Origin of the sequence: Pseudomonas sp. FEMGT703P (genome assembly GCF_002786345.1) — a bacterium.
GTDB lineage: Bacteria > Pseudomonadota > Gammaproteobacteria > Pseudomonadales > Pseudomonadaceae > Aquipseudomonas > Aquipseudomonas peli.
Genome location: NZ_PGCM01000005.1, coordinates 1090819 through 1115448, shown reverse-complemented (window position 1 = coordinate 1115448; position 24630 = coordinate 1090819). Strand labels below are relative to the sequence as shown.

Sequence of the window (24630 nt, the reverse complement as noted above, 5' to 3'; positions counted from 1 at the left end):
GACAAACTGACATACATTGGACGCATAACAGGCGTCCAATCCACCCGGCGAAACTGGCAACATGAGTCTCCCGCCGCCGCCTGATTCAGGGATTTATATGAGCAACGTCGACCGCGCCGAAATCGCCAAATTTGAAGCCCTTGCCCACCGCTGGTGGGACCGTGAAAGCGAATTCAAACCGCTGCATGACATCAACCCGCTGCGCGTCAACTGGATCGACGAACGCGTCGGCCTGGCAGGCAAGAAGGTGCTCGACGTTGGCTGCGGTGGTGGCATTCTCAGCGAATCCATGGCCCAGCGCGGTGCCAACGTGACAGGCATCGACATGGGCGAAGCACCGCTAGCAGTAGCCCAGCTGCACCAGCTTGAGTCCGGCGTCAGCGTCGAATACCGGCAGATCACTGCTGAAGCCCTGGCTGAAGAAATGCCGGAACAGTTCGACGTGGTCACCTGCCTGGAAATGCTTGAGCACGTGCCCGACCCGGCGTCGGTGATCCGCGCCTGCTACCGCATGGTCAAGCCTGGCGGCCAGGTGTTCTTCTCCACCATCAACCGCAACCCCAAGGCCTACCTATTCGCCATCATCGGTGCTGAGTACGTGATGCGCCTGCTGCCGCGCGGCACCCATGACTTCAAGAAATTTATCCGTCCGTCCGAGCTCGGCGCCTGGAGCCGCGAGGCGGGCCTTGAGGTCAAGGACATCATCGGCCTGACCTACAACCCGCTGAGCAAACGCTACAAGCTGGAAGCCGATGTCGACGTCAATTACATGATCCAGACCCTCAAGGAGGCGTGATGCGCTTGCGCGCGGTTTTATTCGATATGGACGGCACCCTGCTCGACAGCGCGCCGGACTTTATCGCCATCAGCCAGGCCATGCGTGCCGAACGCGGCCTGCCACCGATTGACGACAAGCTGATCCGCGACCAGGTGTCCGGTGGCGCGCGCGCCATGGTCGCTGCCAACTTCGCCATGGACCCCGAAGCCGCAGGCTTCGAAGTCCTGCGCCTGGAGTTTCTCGACCGCTATCAGGCGCATTGCGCTGTACTGACGCGGCCGTTTGACGGCATGGATGAGCTGCTCAATGACATCGAACAGGCCAAGCTGATCTGGGGCGTGGCAACCAACAAGCCGGCGCGCTACGCCGAACCGATCATGCAGCAACTCGGCCTGGCGCAGCGCTCGGCGGTACTGGTCTGCCCAGATCACGTCAGCCGCAGCAAGCCCGACCCCGAGATGATCCTGCTGGCCTGCGCAAAGATGGGCGTAGAACCTGCCGCCACCCTGTTTGTGGGTGATGACGAGCGCGACATCGAAGCCGGTCGCGCGGCAGGCTGCAAGACCGCCGCTGTCACCTACGGCTATATCCACCCGCAGGACAACCCACGTAACTGGGGCGCCGACGCGGTGGTGGACCACCCACTGGAACTTCGCACCGTGCTCGAACAAGCCCTGTGTAGCTGTTGAAGACGGTTTACCGGACGCGCATCACGTGCCACCCGCTTTTGAATTAATGAGGCTTTACCCATGCATGACTATTCCGCCCGCCCCGACCTGCTAAAGGGCCGCGTGATTCTGGTGACCGGCGCTGGCCGTGGCATTGGTGCAACCGCCGCCAAGACCTTCGCCGCCCACGGCGCAACGGTGCTGCTGCTGGGCAAGACCGAAGACAACCTCAGCCGCGTCTATGACGCCATCGAAGCCGCAGGCCACCCGCAAGCGGCAGTGATCCCGTTCAACCTGGAAACCGCCCTGCCGCATCAGTTCGACGAACTGGCAGCGATGATCGAAGCCGAATTCGGCAAACTCGACGGCGTGCTGCACAACGCCTCGATCATTGGCCCGCGCACACCGCTGGAACAGTTGTCCGGCGACAACTTCATGCGCGTGATGCAGGTCAACGTCAACGCCATGTTTATGCTCACCAGCACCCTGCTGCCGCTGCTCAAGTTGTCGGCAGACGCCTCGGTGGTATTCACCTCGAGCAGTGTCGGGCGCAAAGGTCGCGCTTACTGGGGGGCCTACGCAGTATCCAAGTTCGCCACCGAAGGCCTAATGCAGGTGCTGGCCGATGAAGTCGACGGCATTGCCAACGTGCGCGCCAACAGCGTCAACCCAGGTGCAACACGCACCGATATGCGCGCCCAGGCCTACCCCGGAGAGAACCCACAGAACAATCCACTGCCTGAAGCCATCATGCCGGTTTACCTGTACTTGATGGGGCCGGACAGCACAGGCGTTAATGGCCAAGCATTTGACGCGCAATAAACCATGACGGCTACCGCCGGTTTTCCGGCGGCAGCCCGATCCACTGGCATCAGATTGCCAGCAGTCCCGCCAGTTAACCGGCAAATCCTTGCCGCACGCCCGCCTAATGAATCGCTAAGCCAATGAATTAAAAGCACTTTTAAAGTGATTTTGAAATTGGCACGGAATTCGCTCTAGCCCAACTATCGCCGCGTACTGCGCTAGAGGTAGAGCTTCATGGCCCCGCACAACCAGTCCAACACCATTGATTTCGACGCTGCCAAACTACAGCGCCTCGGCTATGCCGGCCGCCTGCAGAAAAGCCTGAAACCAGTCAGCCTGGCACAGTTGCGCCAACAGCTTAGCCTGCGCCTGCAGACCTCACTCGAAGCCGAACGCATTCTTGAGCTGTTCTACAGCGAAGTGCAGCGCCTGGTGCCGCTCAGCTCCTTGAGCTACCAGCTGGCCTCCTGCGACCTGCGCCTGGAGCTGGGCGAGCGCGCAAACCATTCGGCTGGTTATCGGTTGAATCACGACGGCGAATTCCTCGGTGAACTGACCTTCCGCCGCAACGTGCGCTTCAGTGAAGATGAGTTGGGCCAACTCGAATCGCTTCTCGCCAGCCTGCTGTTCCCGCTACGCAACGCCCTGCTCTACCGCGCAGCCGTGCAAAGTGCATTGCGTGATCCGTTGACCGAAACCGGCAACCGTATCGCCATGCAGCAAACACTCAAGCGCGAAGTCGACATCGCCCGACGCACCCTGCAGCCACTGTCCGTGCTGATGGTCGACATCGACCACTTCAAACGCATCAACGACACCCACGGTCACCTGATCGGCGACCAGGCGCTCAAAGCCGTCGCCAGCGCACTGAAAGAAAGCCTGCGCAATGTCGACATGGTGTTCCGCTTCGGCGGCGAAGAATTCATGGTGCTGCTCTCCAACACCAACCGTGAAGCCGCCTCCATGGTTGGCGAGCGCCTGCGTATGGCCGTTCTCGGCATCCAATACCTGGTGGAAAACCGTGCCATCGAGCTGTCGGTCAGCCTCGGCTGCGCCACTTTGCTGCCGGGCGAGTCCATGGAAAGCCTGCTGCGCCGTGCGGATAACGCGCTGTACGTATCCAAGCGTGATGGCCGCAATCGCCTATCAATGGCTGGATAAAACCGCCGACACACAATGGCTGCGAAACATTTTTAATGTCGCGCAGACACGACCCGCAAGGTTGGCAGCCATGAATGGCAGGACATAAAAAAGGCGACCCGAGGGTCGCCTTTTTACATCCACCGTAATGGATTACTCCGGCTTAGGACCGCGACCAAAACCTGGACGCTGACCGTCGCGGGTTGGCTGGCTGCGGCGCTTGACTGGCGCACCCGCTGGCTTACGCGAAGGGCGATCAGTCAACTCAACACCTGGACGTTGCGCACCCGGCTTGGCCGGGCGCTTCTTGTTGACATCACTCGGACGCTCAGCAACCGGCGTCCCCTTGCTCTGATCCGCACGCGGTGCACGCGGGGTGCGTACTGGACGCTCGCCACGCTCATCACCTTCACCACGAGCAGGACGCGAGCGCCCCTGATCACCGGCCGCTGCCGGGCCGCCGCCATGAGCCGGACGTAAAGTCCGCTCTGGACGTGCCGCACGCCCCACCGGCTTCGCCGATTTGCGCTGCAGACGGTCGATCTTATCGCGGGCTTTTTCCTTCATATCCGGCAAGGCGACCGGCTTGAGGCCGACTTCCTCGCTGAGGATATCCACTTCGCGCTGGCTCATTTCGCGCCAGCGACCCATGGTCAGGTCCGATGTGATGAACACCGGGCCGAAACGCACACGCTTCAGACGGCTGACCACCAGGCCCTGGGACTCCCACAGACGACGCACTTCACGGTTACGGCCTTCCATGACCACGCAGTGATACCAGTGGTTGAAGCCCACGCCGCCCGGTGCGACCTTGATGTCGGTGAACTTGGCTGGGCCATCTTCCAGCATCACGCCGGCTTTCAGGCGCTCGATCATCTCTTCGTCGACTTCGCCACGCACGCGCACGGCGTACTCGCGGTCCATCTGGAAAGAGGGGTGCATCAGGCGGTTGGCCAGCTCACCGTCGGTGGTAAACATCAGCAGACCGGTGGTGTTGATGTCGAGGCGACCGATATTGATCCAGCGGCCATCTTTCGGCCGTGGCAGACGATCAAATACAGTCGGACGGCCTTCTGGGTCGTCACGGGTGCAGATCTCGCCTTCAGGCTTGTTGTAGATGATGACGCGACGCACGTTTTCGGCAGCTTCTTCGCGGCGGATCACCTTGCCATCGACAGCAATCGCATCGTGCAGGTCAACGCGCACACCGAGGCTGGCGACTGCGCCGTTGACCTTGACGCGGCCAGCGGTAATCCAGGCTTCGATTTCACGGCGTGAAGCCAGGCCCATACGCGCCATAACTTTCTGCAGCTTTTCGCCTGCGGGGCTGTATTCTTCGATTTCTTCACTCATCTGGGCACCTCCCGGTGTTTTCTTTAGTGATTGGACGACTCGAGTCGTCGAAGGGCCGCGGAGCATACGCGAAACGCGGCGCTTACGCACGGGTTGAGGCTAGTCGCCTGATCGGTGGCCGTCAGCCTTTGCGTCGACCGATGGTCGCCAAACTTAGCAAGCGCATATCCGCTTCGGCCAGAACGGCACGTCGGGCAGGCTTGTCGAGTTTCTTCCAGCCTTTGATCTCGGCCTTGCTGCGCCCGCAACCGAGACAGATATCGCGCTCGAACTTGCACAGCTTGATGCAGGGGTCTTTCACCGCGCTAACGCCTTCACTGGTGCCACCAGCACTTCAGTCAGGCAGCTGCTCTTTATCCAGGGTTTCGTGAGGATCTTCGGCATCGTCACGCTCATCGTCCTGCTCGGGTAAGTCGTCAAAGTCAGTCTTCAGACCCTGCTCCATCGAGTCGAGTTCAGCCAGCAGGCTGCTGAAACTGGTTTCTTCGCTCGCTTCCACCGCGGGCTCATCGGCCAGGGCCAGGTCAGCACGTGCCTGCAAGCTTTGCGGCGCCTCCAGATCATCCTCGAAGGCAAGCGCCGGCTCCGGTTCCAGTTCGCGCAGGGCGGCCAGGGGCGGTAACTCGTCGAGGCTTTTCAGGTTGAAGTGATCAAGAAAGGCCTTGGTGGTGGCGAACATCGCCGGTTTGCCCGGCACATCGCGGTAACCCACCACACGAATCCACTCACGCTCCAGTAGGGTTTTGACGATATGGCTGTTGACCGCCACACCACGTACATCCTCGATCTCACCACGGGTGATCGGCTGGCGGTAGGCAATCAGCGCCAGGGTTTCCAGCATGGCGCGCGAATAGCGCTGTGGGCGCTCTTCCCATAGGCGCCCCACCCAAGGCGCAAACTTCTCGCGCACTTGCAGGCGGTAACCGGACGCCACCTCGATCAGCTCGAAGGCGCGCCCTTCGCAGGACTTGCCCAGATGCGTCAGGGCCTTCTTGAAGACCGCCGGTTCCGGCCGCTCGGCCTCTTCAAAGAGTTCGAACAGACGCTCCAACGATTGCGGCTTGCCGGATGCCAGCAGAAAGGCTTCGAGCAGGCTGGCCAGCTCACGAGGTTCGTTAAGGTTCATGCTTATTCAGCTCGCGCACGCACATGGATTGGCCCGAAAGCCTCATTTTGCACCAGTTCAACCAGGGATTCCTTGATCAACTCGAGCACCGCCATAAAGGTCACCACCACCCCTAGCTTGCCCTCTTCAGCGCTAAACAGGCTGACAAACGGCACAAACGCGCCGCCTTTGAGACGTTCAAGCACTTCGCTCATGCGCTCACGGGTCGACAGCGCCTCACGGGTGACCTGGTGGCTTTCGAACATATCGGCGCGGCGCAGCACCTCAGCCATCGACAGCAGCACTTCTTCCAAGCTGACATCCGGCAACAGCTTGCGCGCCCGCGCTTCGGGCGCGTCCAGACGCGGCACCGTGACGTCACGGCCAACCCGGCTAAGGCCGTCGATACCTTCCGCGGCGGCCTTGTAACGCTCGTATTCCTGCAGACGGCGGATCAGCTCGGCGCGCGGGTCGTCTTCCTCCGCTTCCGCCTCACTGGAACGCGGCAACAGCATGCGTGACTTGATCTCGGCGAGCATGGCCGCCATCACCAGGTACTCGGCTGCCAGCTCCAAGCGCACCGACTGCATCAACTCGACGTAGCCCATGTACTGGCGGGTGATTTCCGCCACCGGGATATCCAGCACGTCGATGTTCTGCTTGCGGATCAGGTAAAGCAGCAGGTCCAGCGGCCCTTCGAAGGCTTCGAGAAACACCTCCAGGGCATCCGGCGGGATGTACAGATCGAGCGGCATTTCAGTGACCGCCTGGCCATACACCAGGGCAAATGGCAGCTCCTGCTGCGCATTGGCCTGATCGTGGGGATGGCTCTCGGGATGTTCCTGGGCTGGCACGCTGGACATGGTCATTCTCGAAGGTAGATACAGCGTCAGGTTCAGCGGTAATTCAGGCCAAGGGCCAGGCGCACTTCAGTGAGGGTTTCGCGCGCTTCAGAGCGCGCTCGCTCGGCGCCATCGGCGAGAATCTGCCGGACCAGATCAGGGTTGTCCTGATAATCCGCAGCACGCGCCTGCAGAGGTTGCAGTTCCTGCTGCAGCGCTTCGACCAAAGGTGCCTTGCACTCCAGGCAGCCGATGCCGGCGCTGCGACAGCCTTGCTGTGCCCAGTCGCAGGTTTCATTGCTGGAATACAGCTGATGCAGCGACCACACCGGGCAGTTCGCTGGGCTGCCCGGATCATCACGATGCACCCGCGCCGGATCAGTCGGCATGCGACGGATCTTCTCCTCGATCGCCGAACCGCTGTCACGCAGGAAAATCGCATTGTTATTGGATTTGGACATCTTGCCGCCATCAAGCCCAAGCAGCTTGGGCGAATCGCCCAGCATGGCCTGCGGTTCGATCAGCAGAATCTTGCCGCCACCTTCCAGGTAGCCGTAAAGGCGCTCTTTATCGCCCAGGGTGATGCTCTGCTGATCCTTGAGCAGCGCTCGCGCGGTTTCCAGCGCCTCAGCGTCGCCCTGTTCCTGATAAGCCCTGCGCAGGTTGTTGTAGAGCGTCGCGGTTTTTTTGCCCAGTTTGATGATGGCCGCCTCGGCTTTTTCCTCAAAACCTGGCTCGCGGCCATACAGATGGTTGAAGCGCCGCGCCACATCCCGGGCAAACTCGATATGCGCCAGCTGATCGCTGCCGACCGGCACCACGCCTGCGCGGTACAGCAAAATGTCAGCCGCCTGCAGCAAGGGGTAACCGAGAAAGCCGAAGGTGCTCAGGTCCTTGCCGTGCAGCTGCTCCTGCTGTTCTTTATAAGAGGGCACGCGCTCCAGCCAACTGAGCGGGCAAATCATCGACAGTAGCAGGTGTAATTCGGCGTGTTCAGGGACTTGCGACTGAATAAACAGCGTCGCTGAGCTGGGGCTCACGCCGGCAGCCAACCAGTCCACCGCCATGTCCATGACGCGCTGCGACAGTGGGCCGACATCGTCGTAATCAGTGGTCAGGGCGTGCAGGTCAACGATGCAGAAGAAGCATTCATAGGTGTGTTGCAGCTTCACCCAGTTCTTCAGCACACCTTGGTAGTGCCCCAAGTGCAGCAAGCCACTTGGGCGCATGCCAGACAGCACGCGGCGTTCAGCGTCAACAAGACTCAAAACGGATTACCTGAAAACTCAAAGGAACCCGATTATAGCCAGGATCAGTTGCCATTCGTAAAAGGCGACGGATCACCGCACCCTACTCGAAACACCTCGGGCTCATCGTTGAGCAAGCTGACCACAGTGGAGGCTTCCAGGCCGCCGAAGCCGCCATCGATGATCAGATCGACCTGATGCTCAAGCATCTGACGCATTTCGTAAGGATCACTCATCGGCAGCGTTTCGCCCGGCAAAATCAAGGTCACGCTCATCAATGCCTCATCCAGCTCGGCCAGCAAGGCCATGGCAATCGGATGATTAGGCACACGCAGGCCAATGGTGCGGCGTTTGGCATGCAGCAGCATGCGCGGGACTTCACGTGTGGCATTGAGAATAAACGTGTAAGGCCCGGGCGTATGACTCTTGAGCAGGCGGAAGGCTGCAGTATCAACCTTGGCAAAGGTACTGAGCTGCGACAGGTCGCGGCATACCAGGGTGAAGTTGTGCTTGTCATCCAGTTGGCGCAGGCGGCGAATACGCTCCACGGCGTTCTTGTCGCCAATATGGCAGCCGACGGCATAGGAAGAGTCGGTCGGATAAACCACCACACCGCCGTTGCGGATGATTTCCACGGCCTGTTTGATCAACCGTGCTTGCGGGTTTTCCGGATGAATCTGGAAGAATTGGCTCACGCTAGGCCCCGGGTCAAAGTGCAGTAGGCTGCTGGACATGTTGGAACCGTGCCCATAAGGGCGGTAGATCCTCGGGCACCGGGCGGTAAACGCCCAGTTCAGACCACTGGCCAGGCGCATGGAAATCACTGCCAGCGGTGACGAACATACCGAACTCCCTCGCCAGAATCGCTAGACTGCCCACCTGATCAGCGGGCTGCATGCCGTTGACCACTTCCAATGAATGCCCACCCGCGCCGACAAAATCGGCAATTAACTTACGCCGTTTACTGCGAGTAAAGTCGTACTGCCAGGGATGCGCCAGGCTGACCCAGGCACCAGCTCGGCGCAACGTATCCACAGTTTGCGCCAGCTCCGGCCAATGCTGTTTCACATCCCCCAACTTGCCTGAACCCAACCACTTGCGGAACGCTTCAGCACGGTCCTTGACGTAACCACTGCGCACCAGAAAGTCGGCAAAATGCGGGCGTGCCGGAGCATTACCACTGTCGCCCAACTCCTGCTGCAGAGCACGCGCGCCTTCCAGTGCCCCCGGCATACCTTTGGCTTCCAGACGCTTACTGATTTCCGCAGCGCGCAGCCAGCGCCCATCGTGCAATTCAGCAATTGCCTGCTGTAACGCCGGCGCATCGCGATTAAAGGCGTAGCCCAGCACATGAATCGTCGCTCCGCCCCAGGTGCAGGACAGCTCGATACCGTTGATCAACTGCATGCCCAATGCCTGGGCCGCTGCGCCCGCTTCATCGAGGCCATCAAGGGTGTCGTGATCGGTCAACGCCAGCACACGCACACCGCGCTCAAACGCCCGCGCCACCACCACAGCGGGCGCGAGAGCGCCATCTGAAGCGGTGCTGTGGCAATGCAAATCAACATCCATAAGGGGCGCTTTCCGAGTCATTTATGTTTGATATTATGCCGCCAGATGCGGATTCTTGCTGGCTTGCACCAATATTTCCTCGACTTTGCCTGACCGGGCTGCTTTTCTCCCCAGGCAGCGGCCTGCGCCGACGACCTTATTAAGGATTGAAATGCTCTACGCGATCATTGCCACCGATGTGCAGAACTCCCTGGAAAACCGCTTGAATGCCCGTCCGGCGCACCTTGCGCGCCTGGAGCAGCTGAAAAACGAGGGGCGCCTGATCCTCGCCGGACCGCACCCGGCCGTCGACAGCAATGATCCAGGTCCAGCGGGGTTTTCCGGCAGCTTGATCGTCGCAGAGTTCGACTCGCTGCTAGCCGCGCAACAATGGGCTGAGGCCGACCCTTACCGCGCCGCCGGGGTGTACGCCTCGGTGCTGGTAAAACCCTTCAAATTGGTCTTGCCTTGAGCCAATCTCCCGCTGAATAACCCATAACAACAATTACAAAGATAGGAGTTCCGATGCGTCCAGGCCCGCTGTTTCTGCTCTTGACCCTGTGCTTGCCAGCCGTCACTCAGGCCGAGGAAAGCCCTCAGCTGCCATTGGCAGAAGCCACTTCAGCGCAGACGCAGATTGATGAACTGGAGCAGCGACTGGCGCTCAGCGAAGAGCAACGCGAAGCCCTCGCGACTGAACTGCAGACCAGCAGCAACGAACGTGACACCGTGCAGCTGCAGCGCCTGCGCCAGGAAAACCAGCGCCTCAAGCTGCAGCTGAAAAAAGCCATCGCCAGCGCCCCGCAACCGCTGATCAGTGAACAGCAGATGTGGTTTGCCACGGGTGCCGGGGCCGGCTTACTCGGGGTGATCATCGGCGCCCTGCTACGCCGTGGCCGTCGCTCACGCAGCGAGTGGCTTAACTGACCCATGAGTGATCTGCTATTAATCGACGACGACGTCGAACTCTGCGAACTGCTGACCAGCTGGCTGACCCAGGAAGGCTTTCAGGTCAGCGCCTGCCATGATGGCCACAGCGCGCGCAACGCCCTCGCCAAACACAGCCCGGATGCCGTGGTGCTGGATGTGATGCTGCCCGATGGCAGCGGCCTGGAGCTGCTCAAGCAGTTACGCAGCGACCATCCGGAGCTGCCGGTGCTGATGCTCTCGGCGCGCGGCGAACCGCTGGACCGGATTCTCGGTCTGGAGCTTGGCGCAGACGATTACCTGGCTAAACCCTGCGACCCCCGCGAACTCACCGCGCGCCTGCGCGCCGTCTTGCGCCGCAGCCTGCCAGCCACACCCAGCAGCCCACTCGACCTGGGTGACCTGCATTACAGCCAGGCCCGTGGCACCGTGACCCTGGGCGAACAAGAAGTGCTGCTGACGCTCTCGGAAAGCCGCATCCTCGAAGCCTTGCTGCAACAGCCGGGCGAACCAGTGGATAAACAGGAACTGGCGCAACTGGCCCTCGGCCGCAAACTGACCCTGTATGACCGCAGCCTGGATATGCACGTCAGTAACCTGCGCAAAAAACTCGGCCCGCACACCGACGGCCGCCAGCGAATTTTGGCGCTGCGTAGCCGCGGTTACTACTACAGCGTCTGAGCCGTAGTTGTGTAAATCAGCCGCGCAGCGCTCTTTACCTAAGCTTTACCTTGCCCTGACCGCCCTTGACCTTGACCGCCCTAGACTGGGCTCATCCGGTGTTTACCGGTTTCAGACAAGGAGACACACCATGCGTAAAACCCTGACCGCAGTAATGCTCGCGCTGACGCTCCCAACCCTGGCCATGGCCATGCCTGAAGACGGTCCACGGCACGGCGGCGGCCATCATGGCGAACATGGCTCACGGATGTTTAAAGAGCTCGACCTGAGCAAAGAGCAACACCGGGAAATCCGTAAGCTGATGGGCGAGCAGATGCAAGGTCGCCATGAGATCACCCAGCGCTACCTGGACAAGCTGCCCGCCGCTGAACAGAAAGCCATGCAGGACGAGTTGCAGGCCGCCAAGGACAAACAGCACAGCGCCATCCGCGCCCTGCTCAAGCCTGAGCAGCAAAAAGCCTTCGACGAACACCAGAAAAAGATGGAAGAGCGCCGCGCCGAGCACCAGGCATTCAAGGCTTGGCAGGCAGACCAAGCGAAAAAGAACTGATCCAGGCATTGTTGCCGCTACGCCCACCCGACTTTCCAGCCGGGTGGGCGTTAGCATTTCTACTACTGCATCACTAAGGAGCCACCGTGCGGTCACTGTTCTGGCGTATTTTTGCCAGCTTCTGGCTGGCCATTGCCCTGGTTGCCGGGCTGTCCATGTTGCTTGGGCGCATGCTCAATCAGGATGCCTGGCTGCTCAGCCAGCACCCCGGCATGGACGACCTCGCCGAGAAGTGGACGCAGCGTTATGAGAAGAAAGGCCCGCGCTCCGCCCAAGCGTTGCTTGAGCAACGTAAACGCAAGTTCCGCATTGATGTTCAGGTGCTCGATGACAGCGGCCAGCCGGTCGTTCAAGGCACCTTCCCGCCGCGTGCGGCGGCTTTTGAAGCCCGTCACCGCAATGAGAAGCGCCTGCCCTGGCGCCGGTTGAGTGTCGATTACACCAGCCCACACAGCGGCGAAACCTACCTGTTTATTTACCGCATCCCGATTCCAGAAGTTGCCGCCTGGCAACGCGACAGCCTGCTCTGGCCGCTGAGCGCGCTGGGCATCGCCATGTTGGTGCTGACCCTCTTCAGCCTCTGGCTGACGCTGTCTATCACCCGCCCACTGAATCGCCTGCGCGGCGCCGTGCATGATCTGGGACAAACCGCCTACCAGCAGAACAGCCTGGCCAAACTGGCCGAGCGACGTGATGAACTCGGCGTACTGGCGGCTGACTTCAACCGCATGGGCGAGCGTGTTCAAGGTTTGATCAGCAGTCAGCGCCAGCTGCTGCGCGACGTGTCACATGAGTTGCGCTCGCCCCTGGCCCGCCTGCGTATCGCCCTGGCGCTGACCGAGCGCGCCGATGCAGTGGAACGGGAAAAGTACTGGCCACGCCTGAGCCAGGAGTGTGACCGCCTGGAAGCGCTGATCAGTGAAATTCTCGCCCTCGCCCGCCTCGACGCCGAACCCGGCGCAGCGCAGCCAATCAACCTTGGTGAGCTGCTGCACAAACTGCAGGACGATGCGCGCCTGGATGCGCCCGAGCAAACAATCGAGATTCAGCTGGAAAGTGGCCTGCAGCTCAATGGCTGGCCGGACATGCTGCAACGTGCGCTGGATAACCTGCTGCGCAATGCCCTGCGCTTTAACCCGGTCGGCCAGACTATTGAACTGACGGCCAGCCGAAACGCCGAGCAACTATGCCTGAGCGTACGTGACCATGGCCCCGGCGTTGCGCCTGAACTGCTGACGCGACTTGGCGAACCCTTCTTCCGCGCGCCCGGCCAAACCAGCAGTGGTCATGGTCTCGGGCTTGCCATCGCGCGCCGCGCCGCGGAGCGGCATGGCGGGCAACTGGAGCTGAGTAATCATGCGCAAGGCGGCTTTATCGCCACCCTGCGCCTACCGCTTACTCTGCCGAATCAGGTGCCGACCAGGCCGTGACAAAATCATCGACCTGAACCTGCGGCACCGCACGCAACTCGCGCTCCGGCGTACCCAGGTAGAGGTAGGCAATAACCTGCTCATCCGCGCACAGGCCCAGGCCAGCGGCGACCTGCGGGTTGTAGGCCATATCACCGGTGCGCCAGACCGCACCAATACCTTGCGCATGAGCAGCCAGCAGAATCCCGTGGGCAGCGCAGCCAGCGGCTAGCACTTGCTCCTGTTCTGGGACTTTGGGGCTGGCTTGTACGCGGGCAATCACCACCACCAGCAACGGCGCACGCAGTGGCATGGCACGCGCTTTGGTCAAGGCTTCAGGGCTGGCATCAGCAGGTAATGCACGGGCAAACAGTTCACCCAGTTGCACAAGCGATTCGCCTTCCACTGTGAGGAAGCGCCAGGGTTTGAGCTGACCGTGATCGGGCGCGCGCAAGGCGGCACGAAACAGCAGCTCACGCTGAGCAGCATCGGGGGCCGGCGCCATCAGGCGCGGCGCAGAAACACGGTTTAGCAACGCATCAAGAGCGTCCATCAGACACCTCGGCAATTGAGACAGTTGGCCATTCTAGTGCCTGCGCGCAGCTGAGGGGCAATCCGCACAGACTCTCAGGCTACCCGCTCGGGAGAAACGCTCGGCAACACCGGCGGCATTAACGGCGGCAAGCCGTGTGCACTGCGCGCCGCATCGCAATGCGGGTTGTGCTCGCCATTGGCCCAGGAGGCCTCGAATTCGCGACAGGTGCTGGAGCGCTGTTCATACAGCGTACAGCGCACCCCCTGGCCAACTTCACCCAGTAGGGCGTTACAACGCGTGGGCTTGCTCTCCGTGCCACGCATGGCAACACGGTGCGGGGTGATCAGCACAACCTGATCGTCCGGCATCAAACCACCGGCCGATTGGCACTCCCCCCAGAAGAAAGACACACGAAAATACGCGCAGCAGGCGCCACAGCTAAGACAAGGATTACTATCGGACATGATTTGGCGGGCTCAGAAACCGGCAAGGGCCGGCACCTAGTGGCTATTCTATGCAGCGCCAAGCGCTTGTAAAGCACGCATTACGACAGCTGTACAGCGGCTGCAGCGCGCGTAGAATAACGCCCCTTTGCCCTACAGAGCCCGAGCCGACTCCATGTCATTGCCGACACTGCGCATCATTGCTTTTATTCTCGGCATCTTCCTGATCACTCTGGCCGTCAGCATGCTGATCCCCATGTTGACGCTGCTGCTGTATTCACGCACCGACGACCTCAACGCCTTTCTCTGGTCCAGCCTGGTAACCGCAGTGGCTGGCATTGCCATGGTCCTCCCTGGGCGACCGAAAGAAGCGCATCTGCGCCCGCGCGACATGTACCTGCTAACCACCGGTAGCTGGCTGGTGGTGTGCATCTTCGCCGCCCTACCGATGGTGCTGATTCAGCACATCAGCTACACCGATGCCTTCTTCGAAACCATGTCCGGCGTTACCACCACCGGCTCAACCATTTTGGTTGGATTGGATAAGGCATCGCCGGGCCTGCTGATCTGGCGTTCGATGCTGCACTGGCTGGGTGGCATCGGCTTTATCGGCATGGCGGTAGCAATTCTGCCGCTGCTGCGGGTCGGCGGCATGCGCCTGTTCCAGACCGAATCCTCCGACTGGGGCGAAAAGGTCATGCCACGTTCACATATGGCGGCCAAATATATTCTGCTGATCTACAGCGGCCTCACCTTGCTCGGTTTTTTGGCGTTCTGGATCGCTGGCATGACGCCCTTTGACGCTATCAACCACTCCATGGCGTCGATCTCCACCGGCGGTTTTTCCACCTCGGATTTGTCACTGGCTAACTGGAGCCAACCAGCTGTGCACTGGGTCGCAGTTGTCATGATGATCTTCGGCAGCCTGCCATTTACCCTGTATGTGGCAACCCTACGCGGCAATCGCCGAGCACTCTTCAAGGACCATCAGGTACGCGGCTTTCTCGGCTTTCTCGTGGCCACCTGGCTGGTTTTCGGTACCTGGCTGTGGCTGCACTCGGATAACACTTGGTTGGATGCGTTTCGCATCGTCGCAGTGAATGTCACCTCAGTAGTCACCACCACTGGCTTTGCCCTGGGCGACTACACCACCTGGGGCAGTTTCGCCGTGCTGCTGTTCTTCTACTTGACCTTTGTCGGTGGCTGTTCGGGCTCCACTGCTGGCGGATTGAAAATCTTCCGCTTCCAAGTGGCCTATGTACTGCTCAAAGCTAACCTGCAGCAACTGGTGCACCCGCGCGCAGTAATCAAGCAGCAGTACAACAATCACAATCTTGATGAAGAGATTGTCCGCTCGCTGATCACCTTTTCGTTTTTCTTCACCATCACCATTGGCGTGATCGCACTCGGCCTGACTCTGCTTGGCCTGGACTGGGTAACCGCGCTAACCGGTGCCGCGACAGCCGTCTGTAACGTGGGCCCAGGACTAGGGCCAATCATCGGCCCGGCAGGTAATTTTTCGACCTTGCCGGATGCGGCCAAATGGCTGCTGACCATCGGCATGCTGCTCGGCCGACTGGAAATCCTCACCGTACTGGTTCTGGTTACGCGAGCATTCTGGCGCCATTGAGTGAAATCGACCGAGCGAAAAGCCAGCCCGATCACCTAGACTCCTGCTATTCATGGAATGGAACACGCTTAAATGGCTTGGCCGACCTTGCGGATTATCGCGTTTATCAATGGCATCTTTCTTCTGACCCTGGCGATCAGCATGGCCGTTCCCATGCTGACCCTGATGCTGTTTGCGCGGCCTGACGAACTCAACGCCTTTCTCTGGTCGAGTCTGATCACTTTTATCGCGGGCATCGCGATGATTGCCCAAGGGCGGCCCAAGGATGTGCAACTGCGCCCACGCGACATGTACTTGCTGACGGTGTCCAGCTGGATTCTGGTGGGGCTGTTCGCCGCACTGCCGTTCATGTTCTCCCAACACCTGGGCGTGACCGACGCAGTGTTCGAGAGCATGTCGGGCATCACCGCCACCGGCGCCACGGTCCTCACGGGACTGGACAGCATGTCACCGGGGATTCTGATCTGGCGCTCCCTGCTGCACTGGCTCGGCGGGATTGGCTTTATCGCCATGGCCGTGGCGATTCTGCCCATGCTGCGCATCGGCGGCATGCGCCTGTTCCAGACTGAATCCTCGGACCGCTCCGAAAAAATCATGCCGCGCTCGCACATGGTCGCCAAATACATGATCGCGGCCTACCTGGGCATCAGCCTCATCGGCTGCCTGGCACTCTGGACCGCTGGCATGGGCGTCTTCGATGCGATCAATCACACCATGTCAGCCATCGCCACCGGCGGGTTTTCCACCTCTGATCAGTCCCTGGGGAAATGGACCGAGCCCGCCGTGCACTGGGTAACCATCGTGCTGATGATTCTCGGCAGTGTGCCGTTCGTGCTGTTTGCCTCAATGCTGCGCGGCAATTACAAAGCGCTGATCCGCGACCAGCAGGTACGGGGCTTTCTCGGCATTCTGCTGAGCACCTGGCTGCTACTCGGCACGTGGTATTACATCAGCACCGAGTTGCACTGGCTCGAAGCCATTCGCCACGTGGCGTTCAACACCACCTCGATCATGACCACCACCGGCTTTGCCCTGGGTGACTACACGCTATGGGGCGGTTTTGCCGGCATGCTGTTCTTCTATTTGGGGTTTATCGGGGGTTGTTCGGGCTCAACTGCCGGCGGCCTGAAGATCTTCCGTTTTCAGGTAGCCTACGTGCTGCTCCGGGCCAACCTGATGCAGCTGATTCATCCGCGCGCGGTGATCAAGCAGCAGTACAACCGCCACCACCTGGATGAAGACATTGTCCGCTCGATTCTGACCTTCTCGTTCTTCTTCACCATCACCATCGCCGTGCTGGCATTGGGCCTGACGCTCTGCGGCCTGGACTGGATCACCGCACTCAGTGGCGCGGCCAGCACCGTCTCCGGCGTCGGCCCGGGCATGGGCCCGATCATTGGCCCGGCGGGTAACTTCTCCAGCCTTCCGGACACCGCCAAATGGCTGCTGACCTTCGGCATGCTGCTCGGCCGCCTGGAAATCCTCACCGTTTTGGTGCTGATGCTGCCGGCCTTCTGGCGCCATTAAGCGCGCCGTTAAAGCCGTGCGCGGTACTCGCCCGGCGTGCTGTCAAACCAGCGACGGAAAGCGCGGAAGAAGTTGCTCGGATCAGAGAAACCCAGCAGGTAGGAAATTTCCAGCAGGGTCAGGTTAGCCTGCCCCAGGTACTGGCCGGCTAACTCACGGCGCGTATCGTCGAGCAGGTGCTGGTAGCTGGTGCCTTCATCCTGCAAGCGTCGCTGCAACGTACGCTCCGACAGCAACAGCGCCTGCGCCACCGCCTCACGCTTAGGCTCGCCCTGAGGCAGCAGGCGGCATAGCACCTGACGCACCTGATGGGTCACCCGTGTACCGGAAAAACGCGCCAGGTAATCGCCGGCAAAGCGGTCATGCAGCTGTGCCAGCGCCTCATTGGCTGACGGCAGCGGAGCATCCAGGTCAGCGCGCTCGAACAGCAAGGCGTAATGCTCGGCATTGAATTTCAGCGGACACTGGAACACTTCGTCATAGGGCGCCATGTCCTCCGGCGCCGGCCCGATAAAGCTCACCCGCCGCGGGCGCAGCGGCTTGCCGGTCAGCCAACGGCAAAACGCCAGGGAGTGCGCCAGCGAGGCTTCGGCGCTCTGCCGGGCCGACGGTAGCCGGTCACCATGAATCGCCAGCAGCATTTCATAGCCTTCCGGGGTGGGATGAAAGCTGAGGTCGGCGCCTTCGCCAATAATCCGCTGATAACGCACCAGCCGGGCAAAGCCTTCCTGCAGGTTGCGACTGCTCATCACCGCATACCCAACCACATTGAAGGACGATGGTCGCAAGATCTTCGCCATATTCAGGCCAATGGCCGGATTGCCCGAGGCCTCCACGGCCATGTGCCAGAGTCGGGTCATCGCATCCTGGGCAAACCGCGCGTCGGGATCGGTCAGGGCCGCATAGTCGAGCCCCAACTGGACAAACAGGCTGCGGCAATCAACCCCGCCAAGCTCCAGGGCCGCGACAATGCCCGAGGCCCAACTGGATGAAGTGGTACGTTCGCTCATGAGTTGTTCTTATAAGGAAATCTAGGGGCGACAGAAGGATACTAAACTGGCACCTAATGTCAGTGGCCCAGCGCGTCAGTCGACCTAGACTGCTAGTAAGCCGCCACAGCTGCAAGCTGGGTGACGCTCAAAAGAATAAGAGGAGCCCCCGATGAGTACTGAAACCCACGAACGCTTCAGCTGCTTCGCCGAGTTTTACCCCTACTACCTGCAGGAACACAGCAATGCTACCTGCCGCCGGCTGCATTACGTTGGCAGCCTGTTGGTGCTCTGCGTATTGGGCTATGCACTGGTGACTCAGCAGTGGCTGTGGCTGCTGGCCATCCCGCTGCTGGGCTATGGCTTCGCCTGGGTCGGCCACTTCGTTTTCGAAAAAAACCGCCCCGCCACCTTTGACTACCCGTTCTACTCGCTGATGGGCGACTGGGTCATGCTCAAGGATGCCTTTACCGGGCGCATCAAGTTTTAAGCGCTCGCTGCTCGCGACCACTGACCCACGCGGCCCTGCCGTTCAGCCGCCGCGCTTGGCGGTTGCGGTGGGCTTGGTTATGATCCCTGGCTTATTTCGCGCAGCCTGCACGGTGCGCCACCCAGGCACCCAGCAGAGGTGCCAGACGAGCAGCAGGGATTGTCCCATCGGATGAATGTCAAAAGCGCCCCCCGAATTTCCGCACTGCCGGCACCACCGTTGCGTGAGTACTACTCGCGCGTACTGGCCTATATCGCCATCGCAGCCAGCATTGCCGCCGGCACCTACACCCAGCATTTCAGCTACGACATTCTCTGGATGGTGCCCTACGCTCTGCTTTACCCGCACCTGGCGCACCACCTGAGCCTGCGCTTCAAGCGTGATCACCCGCAGCGCACGATGCTCAGCCTGCTGTTTATTGATGCCTTGCACTGCGGCGGCGCGATTGCCCTGCTGGGTTTCTCAGTGGTTCCCAGTTTGATGGCGCTACTGATCATGACGTTCAGCGCCCTGGTCATCGGCGGCCTGCGTTACCTCGGCCTGGCTGGCCTGATCGCTCTAAGCAGTGCCGTTTTCATCCTGGCCATGATAGAGGCCAAGCCCAACGTGCACACCCCGGCACTGGTGGCACTGGTCAGCATTGCCTTCACCACCCTGTACATCTGCATCACTGCCTATTTTGTCCACCAGCAGGGCCTGCGCCTGGCGCAAGTGCGCAGCGAAATCAGTCGCGAACAGGAAAAAGCTGCTCGGTTGGCACGCAACCTCGCCAAGTACCTGTCACCGCAGGTGTGGGAGTCGATCTTCACTGGCAAGAAGAGCGTGCGCCTGGAGACCCAACGTAAAAAGCTCACGGTATTCTTCTCCGACATCAAAGGCTTCACCGAGCTGTCAGAGGAGCTGGAAGCGGAAGCCCTGACCGACCTGCTCAACACCTACCTCAACGAGATGTCGAAGATCTGCCTGAAATACGGCGGCACCATCGACAAGTTTGTAGGTGATTGCGTGATGGTGTTCTTTGGTGACCCAAGCAGTAAGGGCGCGAAGAAAGATGCGGTGAATGCCGTCTCCATGGCGATCGCCATGCGCAAGCATATGAAGGTACTGCGCCAGCAGTGGCGCGCCCAGGGCATCACCAAACCACTGGAAATCCGCATGGGGCTGAATACCGGTTACTGCACGGTGGGTAACTTCGGCGCCGATACACGCATGGATTACACCATCATCGGCCGCGACGTTAACCTCGCCAGCCGCCTGGAAAGCGCTGCTGAATCTGGCGAAATTCTGATCTCTCATGAGACCTATTCACTGATCAAGGACGTGATCATGTGCCGCGACAAGGGCCAGATCACCGTCAAGGGCTTTACCCGCCCGGTGCAAATCTACCAGGTGGTGGATTTCCGCCGCGACTTGGGCGCCACGTCGAGCTATGTCGAACACGAACTGCCAGGCTTCTCCATGTACCTGGACACCAATGGCATCCAGAACTTCGACAAGGAAAAAGTCATCCAGGCCCTTAGTCAGGCAGCCGACAAGCTGCGTGACAAGGTGATCATGTAAGCGCCTGCTTATGCCCCGCTGCGTGTGAGTCCTGCACAACAGGCATACACAACTCACCATCCAGCAGCGGCTGCTGCGCCAGAAACTCCAGTGCTGACACCCGCCAGGATTGTCGCGCGGCTAACTCGGCGCAACGCCCCCGATCCAAGCTCAAGGCCGCTAAACAGGCCGCGCGCAAGTCCTCATGCATGACCCCGCTGACGCCCGCCTGCAACACGTCAAGCGGCCCGGCTACCGGAAACGCTGCCACTGGCGTACCGCAAGCTAGGGCCTCGAGCATCACCAAACCATAGGTATCGGTACGCGAGGGGAATACCAGCACGCTGGCGGCCTGAAACGCCTCAGCCAAGGCCTGGCCATGCTGGTAGCCGAGAAAATTCACCTGCGGATAAGCCGCCTGCAATGCCTCGCGCTGCGGGCCATCGCCGACCACCAGCTTTTGCCCCGGCAGATCGAGGACCAGAAACGCCTCGATATTCTTCTCCGGGGCGATCCGCCCGACATACAGAAACACTGGTTCGGCAGGGCTTGGCAGCGTTTCGGATGGCCGAAACAGCCGTGTATCGACACCCTTACGCCACAGCACCAGGCGCTTAAAGCCCCAGCAAGCAAACTCGTCGCGCATACGCTCGGTGGTCACCAGCACCGCCTGACTCGGCCGGTGAAAAGCACGCAGAAAGGCATAGCCCCAACGCAGCGGGATCCAGGGCCAGCGGGTGTGCACGTATTCGGGAAAGCGCGTATGAATAGCACTGGAGAAGGCAAGACCGCGCTTGACCAGCCAGCGCCGTGCCGCCCAACCCAATGGCCCTTCAGTCGCCAGGTGCACGCAATCCGGCTGAAACGCGCGGATCGCCGGACCAACCTGCCAGAGGTTCCACACCAAGGGAATTTCCGGGTAACTGGGGCACGGCACAGCGCGAAAGTCCGCCGGTGACAGCAGCTTGACCTGATGGCCAAGGCTACGCAATTCGCTGATCAACGCCTGCAAACTGGTGACCACACCATTGACCTGGGGTGTCCAGGCGTCGGAGACGATCAGAATCCTCACAGAGCAGGCTCGGCAGCCGCAACTGGAGCTGCTTGCAGCTGGCGCGCCTGATCATCGGCCAGGCGATACAACTCGATGCTGCCATCCAGATGCTCGATCAAGGCCGTGCAGGACTCCACCCAATCGCCGCAATTCATGTACTCGACATCACCCATCGGGCGGATTTCGGCATGATGGATATGCCCACAGATCACGCCGTTGAAGCCGCGTTTGGCGCATTCATGGACGATGGCTTCTTCAAAGTCGCTGATGAAATTCACCGCGCTCTTGACCTTGTGCTTGAGGTACGCCGACAGCGACCAGTAGCCATAGCCATAGCGGCTACGCCAGAAATTCAGCCAGCGGTTGAGTGTCAGGGTAAAGCCATAGGCAGAGTCGCCAAGAAAGGCCAGCCAGCGGTGATAGCGGGTGATCACATCAAACTGGTCGCCATGAATCACCAGCAGCCGGCGACCATCGGCAGTGAAGTGCTCGGCCTCGTCGACCAACTGAATATTGCCGAGCATCAGGCTGGAATAGCGGCGCAGAAATTCGTCATGGTTGCCGGTGACGTAGATCACCTCGGTGCCGCGCTTACTCATGGTCAGCAGGCGGCGGATCACGTTGCTGTGCGACTGCGGCCAGTACACCCCGCTGCGCAGCTTCCAGCCGTCGATGATGTCACCGACCAGGTAGATCTTGTCAGTCTGGTAGCGTTTGAGAAACGCCGCCAAATGTTCAGCCTGACAATCCCGGGTGCCCAGGTGCACGTCGGAAATCCACAGGGTACGGACACGTTGCTTGCGGCTGGGCTTGGCGAGCTGAGCGCTGGTCATGGACGACCTCCGGCTGGGTTTGCTCGAGTCTGCGCAGACGGAGTGAAAGACGCATGACAGCGCCGTGGCAATTCGGTGACAACCTCTAAAGGGTATAAACTGGCTAGCCGAACAAGGAGCCCACCATGTCCTCGCTGCTCTCGCTGCGTCACTACAGCCATGAACTGCTCAGCCACAGCCATGACCATGCGCAGCTGGTGTTTGGCTTGAGCGGCCTGCTGGAGTTCGAGGTGGCAGGCCAAATCAGCCAGGTGAAACATCAGACCCTGGCCGTGGTACCCAGCGCTGCGCAGCACGCCTGCGGTAGCAAAGACGGCAGTCATTGCCTGGTGCTCGACGTACCCGCAGACAGCTGGCTGCAACAACAGCTGGGCCGGCACGTGGATGCCACTCGCCGCCTGCTGGACAAACCTGCCGCCGTCAGCCTCAACCCTGCGCAGAGCCAATTGGTCAGCTGGCTGGCCGCCAGCCCAATCAATGACCCGGTCATTGCCCAGCAAGGCGCCGCTCTGCTCTTGGCCAGCCTGGCCAATGGCGAGACTTCTGCCCACGCCGCCAGTCGCCTACCGCTGGCGGCGCTGGATGCGCATATCGACCAGCATGCCGCGCACCCCTTGCAGGTGGCCGATTTGGCGCGCCTGGCCGGCCTGTCGGCAGCACGTTTTCATGCGCGCTTTCTCGCCGAGACCGGGCAAACACCGATGGATTACGTGCGCAGCCGTCGCCTGCAGCTGGCACGTCAACTGCTCCAAGGCAGCAACCTGGCAATTGGCGAGATTGCTGCGCGGGTCGGCTACAGCTCGCAAAGTGCCTTTAGCGCCGCCCTGTCACGGCATCTCGGCGTTACGCCTCGGCAACTGCGCCGCACTGACTAATTTGAAGGCACTCTCTTGTGAGAGCCTGGCGACAAAACCCACGATTCCCGCGACAGACAACGGCGCAGATAGGCACCTAGACTGCCCGGCAGAATCGAGGAGTCGCCTATGCAAAACATCGAATGGCAGGACTTTGAAAAAGTGGAGCTGCGCGTCGGCACCATTCGCACCGCCCGACCTAATGAACAAGCCAGCAAACCCGCCTATGTGCTGGAAGTGGATCTCGGCGAGCTGGGCATCAAGACCTCCAGCGCCCAGCTCACCGCCCATTACAGCTGCGAGCAGCTAGTCGGCCGCCAAGTGCTGTGCGTGTGCAACTTCGCCGTCAAGCGCATCGCCGGCGTGCGCTCCGAAGTGCTGGTGACCGGCGTCTATGACGCCGACAACAAGGTCGTGTTGGCCGGCTTCGACAAACCGCTCCCCAACGGCGCACGCCTGGCATGAATCAACGTAATGCACTGTTGGCGATCCATCTAGGCGCCCTGCTGTTTGGCCTATCCGGCATATTCGGCAAGCTGGCCAATACCACACCGCAGATGATCTCCGCCGGCCGCGCTGCGTTCGCTGTAGCGGCCTTATTGCTGTTCGCCAAGCTGATCAGCAACGCGCGCCTGGTACGCCTCGGCTTGCGCCAGACCAGCCTGCTGGCCCTTGGCGGCCTGCTGCTTGGCGGTCACTGGTGGAGTTTTTTCGAGTCCGTGCATATCTCCGGCGTGGCCATCGCCACCCTCGGCTTCGCCAGTTTCCCGGCCTTTACCGTACTGCTCGAAGGTTTGCTGTTCCGCGAGCGCACACGCCCAGTCGAATACGCCATGGTGGCGCTGGTGTGCCTGGGCCTGGTGCTGGTCACCCCGCATTTCGACCTGAGCAGCCAGGCCACCAGCGGCCTGCTCTGGGCAGTACTTTCCGGCCTGCTATTCGCCCTGCTGTCGCTGCTCAACCGCGCCAGCACCCGTGGCATCGAGCCAGTCCAGGCGGCGCTGTACCAGAACCTCACCGTGCTACTGGTATTCCTGCCGCTGACCTGGCCAACCCTGCCCAGCGTGCAGGCGCAGGACTGGTTGTGGATGGCGATGCTTGGGATCTTTTGCACGGGCCTGGCGCACAGCCTGTTCGTCGCCAGCCTGCGGGTACTCAAGGCACGCACTACGGCGGTGATTTTCGCCCTGGAGCCGATCTACGGCATTGCCTTCGCCTGGCTGTTGTTCAGCGAAGTGCCGACACTGCGCATGCTGGCTGGCGGGCTGCTGATTGTCAGCGCGATCTTTCTATCGGCGCGGATGGCCAAGTGATCAATGGCTGCGGTCGTTATGACCCAGATCCCGCGCCGGATCAATCTGATCGCGCAAGCGCTGCTTGAGCACCTTGGCCTCGGGAAAACCGCCATCGGCCTTGCGCTCCCAGATCTGCACACCATCACAGGTGATGCGAAACACCCCACCTGTACCGGGCTCCAGGCAAACCCTGGATAAATCATCGGTAAACGTCGACAGCAGTTCCTGCGCTAGCCAGGCAGCGCGCAGGAGCCACTGGCATTGCGTGCAATAGGTGATAACGACTTCGGCTTTGGGGTTGGACATTGGCAGGCTCACGACGGATGAAAAACCGATGATAACGCGCAGCTGCCATAGGTCAGCAGAAGAAAAACGCCCGCTTAGCG

28 protein-coding genes and 1 pseudogene are annotated in these 24630 nt (G+C 60.6%); 16 read left to right on the top strand and 13 right to left on the bottom strand.

The genetic code is table 11. The features are described 5' to 3' along the window. The first annotated feature begins 97 nt into the window (after positions 1 to 97). The 4 genes from ubiG (at position 98) to CUR33_RS09020 (ending at position 3411) form a co-directional block, all read left to right on the top strand. Positions 98 to 796: a bifunctional 2-polyprenyl-6-hydroxyphenol methylase/3-demethylubiquinol 3-O-methyltransferase UbiG gene (gene ubiG / locus CUR33_RS09035; RefSeq protein ID WP_289239360.1), complete on the top strand. Its 699-nt coding sequence runs from the start codon at positions 98 to 100 to the stop codon at positions 794 to 796. Beyond that, positions 796 to 1467, top strand: coding sequence for an N-acetylmuramic acid 6-phosphate phosphatase MupP (gene mupP / locus CUR33_RS09030; protein ID WP_289239359.1), 672 nt, complete (start codon positions 796 to 798; stop codon positions 1465 to 1467). Before ubiG ends, mupP begins: the two co-directional genes overlap by 1 nt. Positions 1468 to 1527: 60 nt before the next feature. Continuing rightward, positions 1528 to 2268: a YciK family oxidoreductase gene (locus CUR33_RS09025; RefSeq protein ID WP_289239358.1), complete on the top strand. Its 741-nt coding sequence runs from the start codon at positions 1528 to 1530 to the stop codon at positions 2266 to 2268. 216 nt (positions 2269 to 2484) lie between these two features. Beyond that, positions 2485 to 3411, top strand: a complete 927-nt coding sequence (locus CUR33_RS09020) for a GGDEF domain-containing protein (protein WP_090248184.1) — start codon at positions 2485 to 2487, stop codon at positions 3409 to 3411. Positions 3412 to 3543: 132 nt separating this feature from the next. Here CUR33_RS09020 and rluB read toward each other — a convergent pair whose 3' ends face one another. From rluB to CUR33_RS08985, 7 genes and pseudogenes are all read right to left on the bottom strand, one after another. Next, entirely contained in the window at positions 3544 to 4743 is a 1200-nt protein-coding gene (gene rluB, locus CUR33_RS09015; protein WP_090248185.1) for a 23S rRNA pseudouridine(2605) synthase RluB, read from the bottom strand. Between the two features lie 121 nt (positions 4744 to 4864). After that, the gene (locus CUR33_RS09010; protein ID WP_090248187.1) at positions 4865 to 5044 is read right to left on the bottom strand and encodes a DUF1289 domain-containing protein; all 180 of its coding nucleotides are present in this window, start codon (positions 5042 to 5044) and stop codon (positions 4865 to 4867) included. Positions 5045 to 5092: 48 nt separating this feature from the next. Then, positions 5093 to 5869, bottom strand: a pseudogene (scpB, locus tag CUR33_RS09005) (SMC-Scp complex subunit ScpB); the annotation flags it as partial. 2 nt (positions 5870 to 5871) lie between these two features. Next, complete coding sequence (locus CUR33_RS09000) at positions 5872 to 6570, bottom strand: segregation and condensation protein A (protein ID WP_167144217.1); 699 nt, start codon at positions 6568 to 6570, stop codon at positions 5872 to 5874. A gap of 173 nt (positions 6571 to 6743) precedes the next feature. Continuing rightward, positions 6744 to 7958 (bottom strand): tryptophan--tRNA ligase, encoded by a 1215-nt coding sequence (locus CUR33_RS08995; protein ID WP_289239356.1) that lies wholly within the window; start codon positions 7956 to 7958, stop codon positions 6744 to 6746. 44 nt (positions 7959 to 8002) lie between these two features. Next, the gene (locus tag CUR33_RS08990; RefSeq protein WP_090251107.1) at positions 8003 to 8632 is read right to left on the bottom strand and encodes an L-threonylcarbamoyladenylate synthase; all 630 of its coding nucleotides are present in this window, start codon (positions 8630 to 8632) and stop codon (positions 8003 to 8005) included. 13 nt (positions 8633 to 8645) lie between these two features. Next, a complete protein-coding gene (locus CUR33_RS08985) occupies positions 8646 to 9509 on the bottom strand; it encodes a PHP domain-containing protein (protein ID WP_167141485.1) in 864 nt (287 codons plus the stop codon). 151 nt (positions 9510 to 9660) lie between these two features. On the opposite strand from CUR33_RS08985, the gene CUR33_RS08980 reads away from it, so the two are divergent. From CUR33_RS08980 to CUR33_RS08960, 5 genes are all read left to right on the top strand, one after another. Further along, positions 9661 to 9960: a YciI family protein gene (locus CUR33_RS08980; RefSeq protein WP_170050028.1), complete on the top strand. Its 300-nt coding sequence runs from the start codon at positions 9661 to 9663 to the stop codon at positions 9958 to 9960. A gap of 53 nt (positions 9961 to 10013) precedes the next feature. Then, positions 10014 to 10415 (top strand): translation initiation factor 2, encoded by a 402-nt coding sequence (locus CUR33_RS08975; RefSeq protein WP_289239355.1) that lies wholly within the window; start codon positions 10014 to 10016, stop codon positions 10413 to 10415. A 3-nt stretch (positions 10416 to 10418) separates the two neighbouring features. Then, on the top strand, positions 10419 to 11096 hold the full coding sequence (locus tag CUR33_RS08970) for a response regulator transcription factor (protein WP_289239354.1): 678 nt from the start codon (positions 10419 to 10421) through the stop codon (positions 11094 to 11096). A gap of 130 nt (positions 11097 to 11226) precedes the next feature. Further along, positions 11227 to 11646, top strand: coding sequence for a Spy/CpxP family protein refolding chaperone (locus CUR33_RS08965; RefSeq protein ID WP_289239353.1), 420 nt, complete (start codon positions 11227 to 11229; stop codon positions 11644 to 11646). Between the two features lie 86 nt (positions 11647 to 11732). Beyond that, entirely contained in the window at positions 11733 to 13076 is a 1344-nt protein-coding gene (locus CUR33_RS08960) for a sensor histidine kinase (RefSeq protein WP_289239352.1), read from the top strand. Here CUR33_RS08960 and CUR33_RS08955 read toward each other — a convergent pair. Next, positions 13042 to 13608, bottom strand: a complete 567-nt coding sequence (locus tag CUR33_RS08955) for a nitroreductase family protein (RefSeq protein ID WP_289239351.1) — start codon at positions 13606 to 13608, stop codon at positions 13042 to 13044. The genes CUR33_RS08960 and CUR33_RS08955 overlap by 35 nt on opposite strands. 74 nt (positions 13609 to 13682) lie before the next feature. Continuing rightward, complete coding sequence (locus CUR33_RS08950) at positions 13683 to 14054, bottom strand: YkgJ family cysteine cluster protein (protein WP_282875396.1); 372 nt, start codon at positions 14052 to 14054, stop codon at positions 13683 to 13685. Between the two features lie 154 nt (positions 14055 to 14208). On the opposite strand from CUR33_RS08950, the gene CUR33_RS08945 reads away from it, so the two are divergent. Together CUR33_RS08945 and CUR33_RS08940 are read left to right on the top strand one after the other, a co-directional pair. Then, positions 14209 to 15663, top strand: a complete 1455-nt coding sequence (locus CUR33_RS08945; RefSeq protein ID WP_282875395.1) for a TrkH family potassium uptake protein — start codon at positions 14209 to 14211, stop codon at positions 15661 to 15663. 72 nt (positions 15664 to 15735) lie between these two features. Then, on the top strand, positions 15736 to 17190 hold the full coding sequence (locus CUR33_RS08940) for a TrkH family potassium uptake protein (protein ID WP_289239350.1): 1455 nt from the start codon (positions 15736 to 15738) through the stop codon (positions 17188 to 17190). Positions 17191 to 17198: 8 nt separating this feature from the next. Here CUR33_RS08940 and CUR33_RS08935 read toward each other — a convergent pair whose 3' ends face one another. Then, positions 17199 to 18200 (bottom strand): AraC family transcriptional regulator, encoded by a 1002-nt coding sequence (locus tag CUR33_RS08935; protein ID WP_289239349.1) that lies wholly within the window; start codon positions 18198 to 18200, stop codon positions 17199 to 17201. 151 nt (positions 18201 to 18351) lie between these two features. Here CUR33_RS08935 and CUR33_RS08930 point away from each other — a divergent pair, with 151 nt between their 5' ends. Together CUR33_RS08930 and CUR33_RS08925 are read left to right on the top strand one after the other, a co-directional pair. Continuing rightward, positions 18352 to 18669 carry an Mpo1-like protein gene (locus tag CUR33_RS08930; protein WP_289239348.1) on the top strand — a complete coding sequence of 106 codons (318 nt, stop codon included), beginning with the start codon at positions 18352 to 18354 and terminating at the stop codon, positions 18667 to 18669. A gap of 171 nt (positions 18670 to 18840) precedes the next feature. Further along, positions 18841 to 20229 (top strand): adenylate/guanylate cyclase domain-containing protein, encoded by a 1389-nt coding sequence (locus tag CUR33_RS08925; RefSeq protein WP_090248212.1) that lies wholly within the window; start codon positions 18841 to 18843, stop codon positions 20227 to 20229. Here the strand turns inward: CUR33_RS08925 and CUR33_RS08920 are convergent. Next, positions 20222 to 21280 (bottom strand): glycosyltransferase family 4 protein, encoded by a 1059-nt coding sequence (locus CUR33_RS08920; RefSeq protein WP_289239347.1) that lies wholly within the window; start codon positions 21278 to 21280, stop codon positions 20222 to 20224. The two genes, CUR33_RS08925 and CUR33_RS08920, sit on opposite strands and share 8 nt — an antisense overlap. Beyond that, positions 21277 to 22095 carry a UDP-2,3-diacylglucosamine diphosphatase gene (locus CUR33_RS08915; protein ID WP_289239346.1) on the bottom strand — a complete coding sequence of 273 codons (819 nt, stop codon included), beginning with the start codon at positions 22093 to 22095 and terminating at the stop codon, positions 21277 to 21279. Before CUR33_RS08915 ends, CUR33_RS08920 begins: the two co-directional genes overlap by 4 nt. Before the next feature lie 125 nt (positions 22096 to 22220). On the opposite strand from CUR33_RS08915, the gene CUR33_RS08910 reads away from it, so the two are divergent. The 3 genes from CUR33_RS08910 (at position 22221) to CUR33_RS08900 (ending at position 24262) form a co-directional block, all read left to right on the top strand. Continuing rightward, positions 22221 to 22970 carry an AraC family transcriptional regulator gene (locus CUR33_RS08910; protein ID WP_289239345.1) on the top strand — a complete coding sequence of 250 codons (750 nt, stop codon included), beginning with the start codon at positions 22221 to 22223 and terminating at the stop codon, positions 22968 to 22970. A 108-nt stretch (positions 22971 to 23078) separates the two neighbouring features. Further along, positions 23079 to 23414 (top strand): tRNA-binding protein, encoded by a 336-nt coding sequence (locus CUR33_RS08905; RefSeq protein WP_289239344.1) that lies wholly within the window; start codon positions 23079 to 23081, stop codon positions 23412 to 23414. Continuing rightward, complete coding sequence (locus tag CUR33_RS08900) at positions 23411 to 24262, top strand: DMT family transporter (protein WP_289239343.1); 852 nt, start codon at positions 23411 to 23413, stop codon at positions 24260 to 24262. The genes CUR33_RS08905 and CUR33_RS08900 overlap by 4 nt, the downstream gene beginning before the upstream one ends. Here CUR33_RS08900 and CUR33_RS08895 read toward each other — a convergent pair whose 3' ends face one another. Beyond that, positions 24263 to 24550, bottom strand: coding sequence for a SelT/SelW/SelH family protein (locus CUR33_RS08895; RefSeq protein WP_289239342.1), 288 nt, complete (start codon positions 24548 to 24550; stop codon positions 24263 to 24265). Positions 24551 to 24630 lie beyond the last annotated feature (80 nt).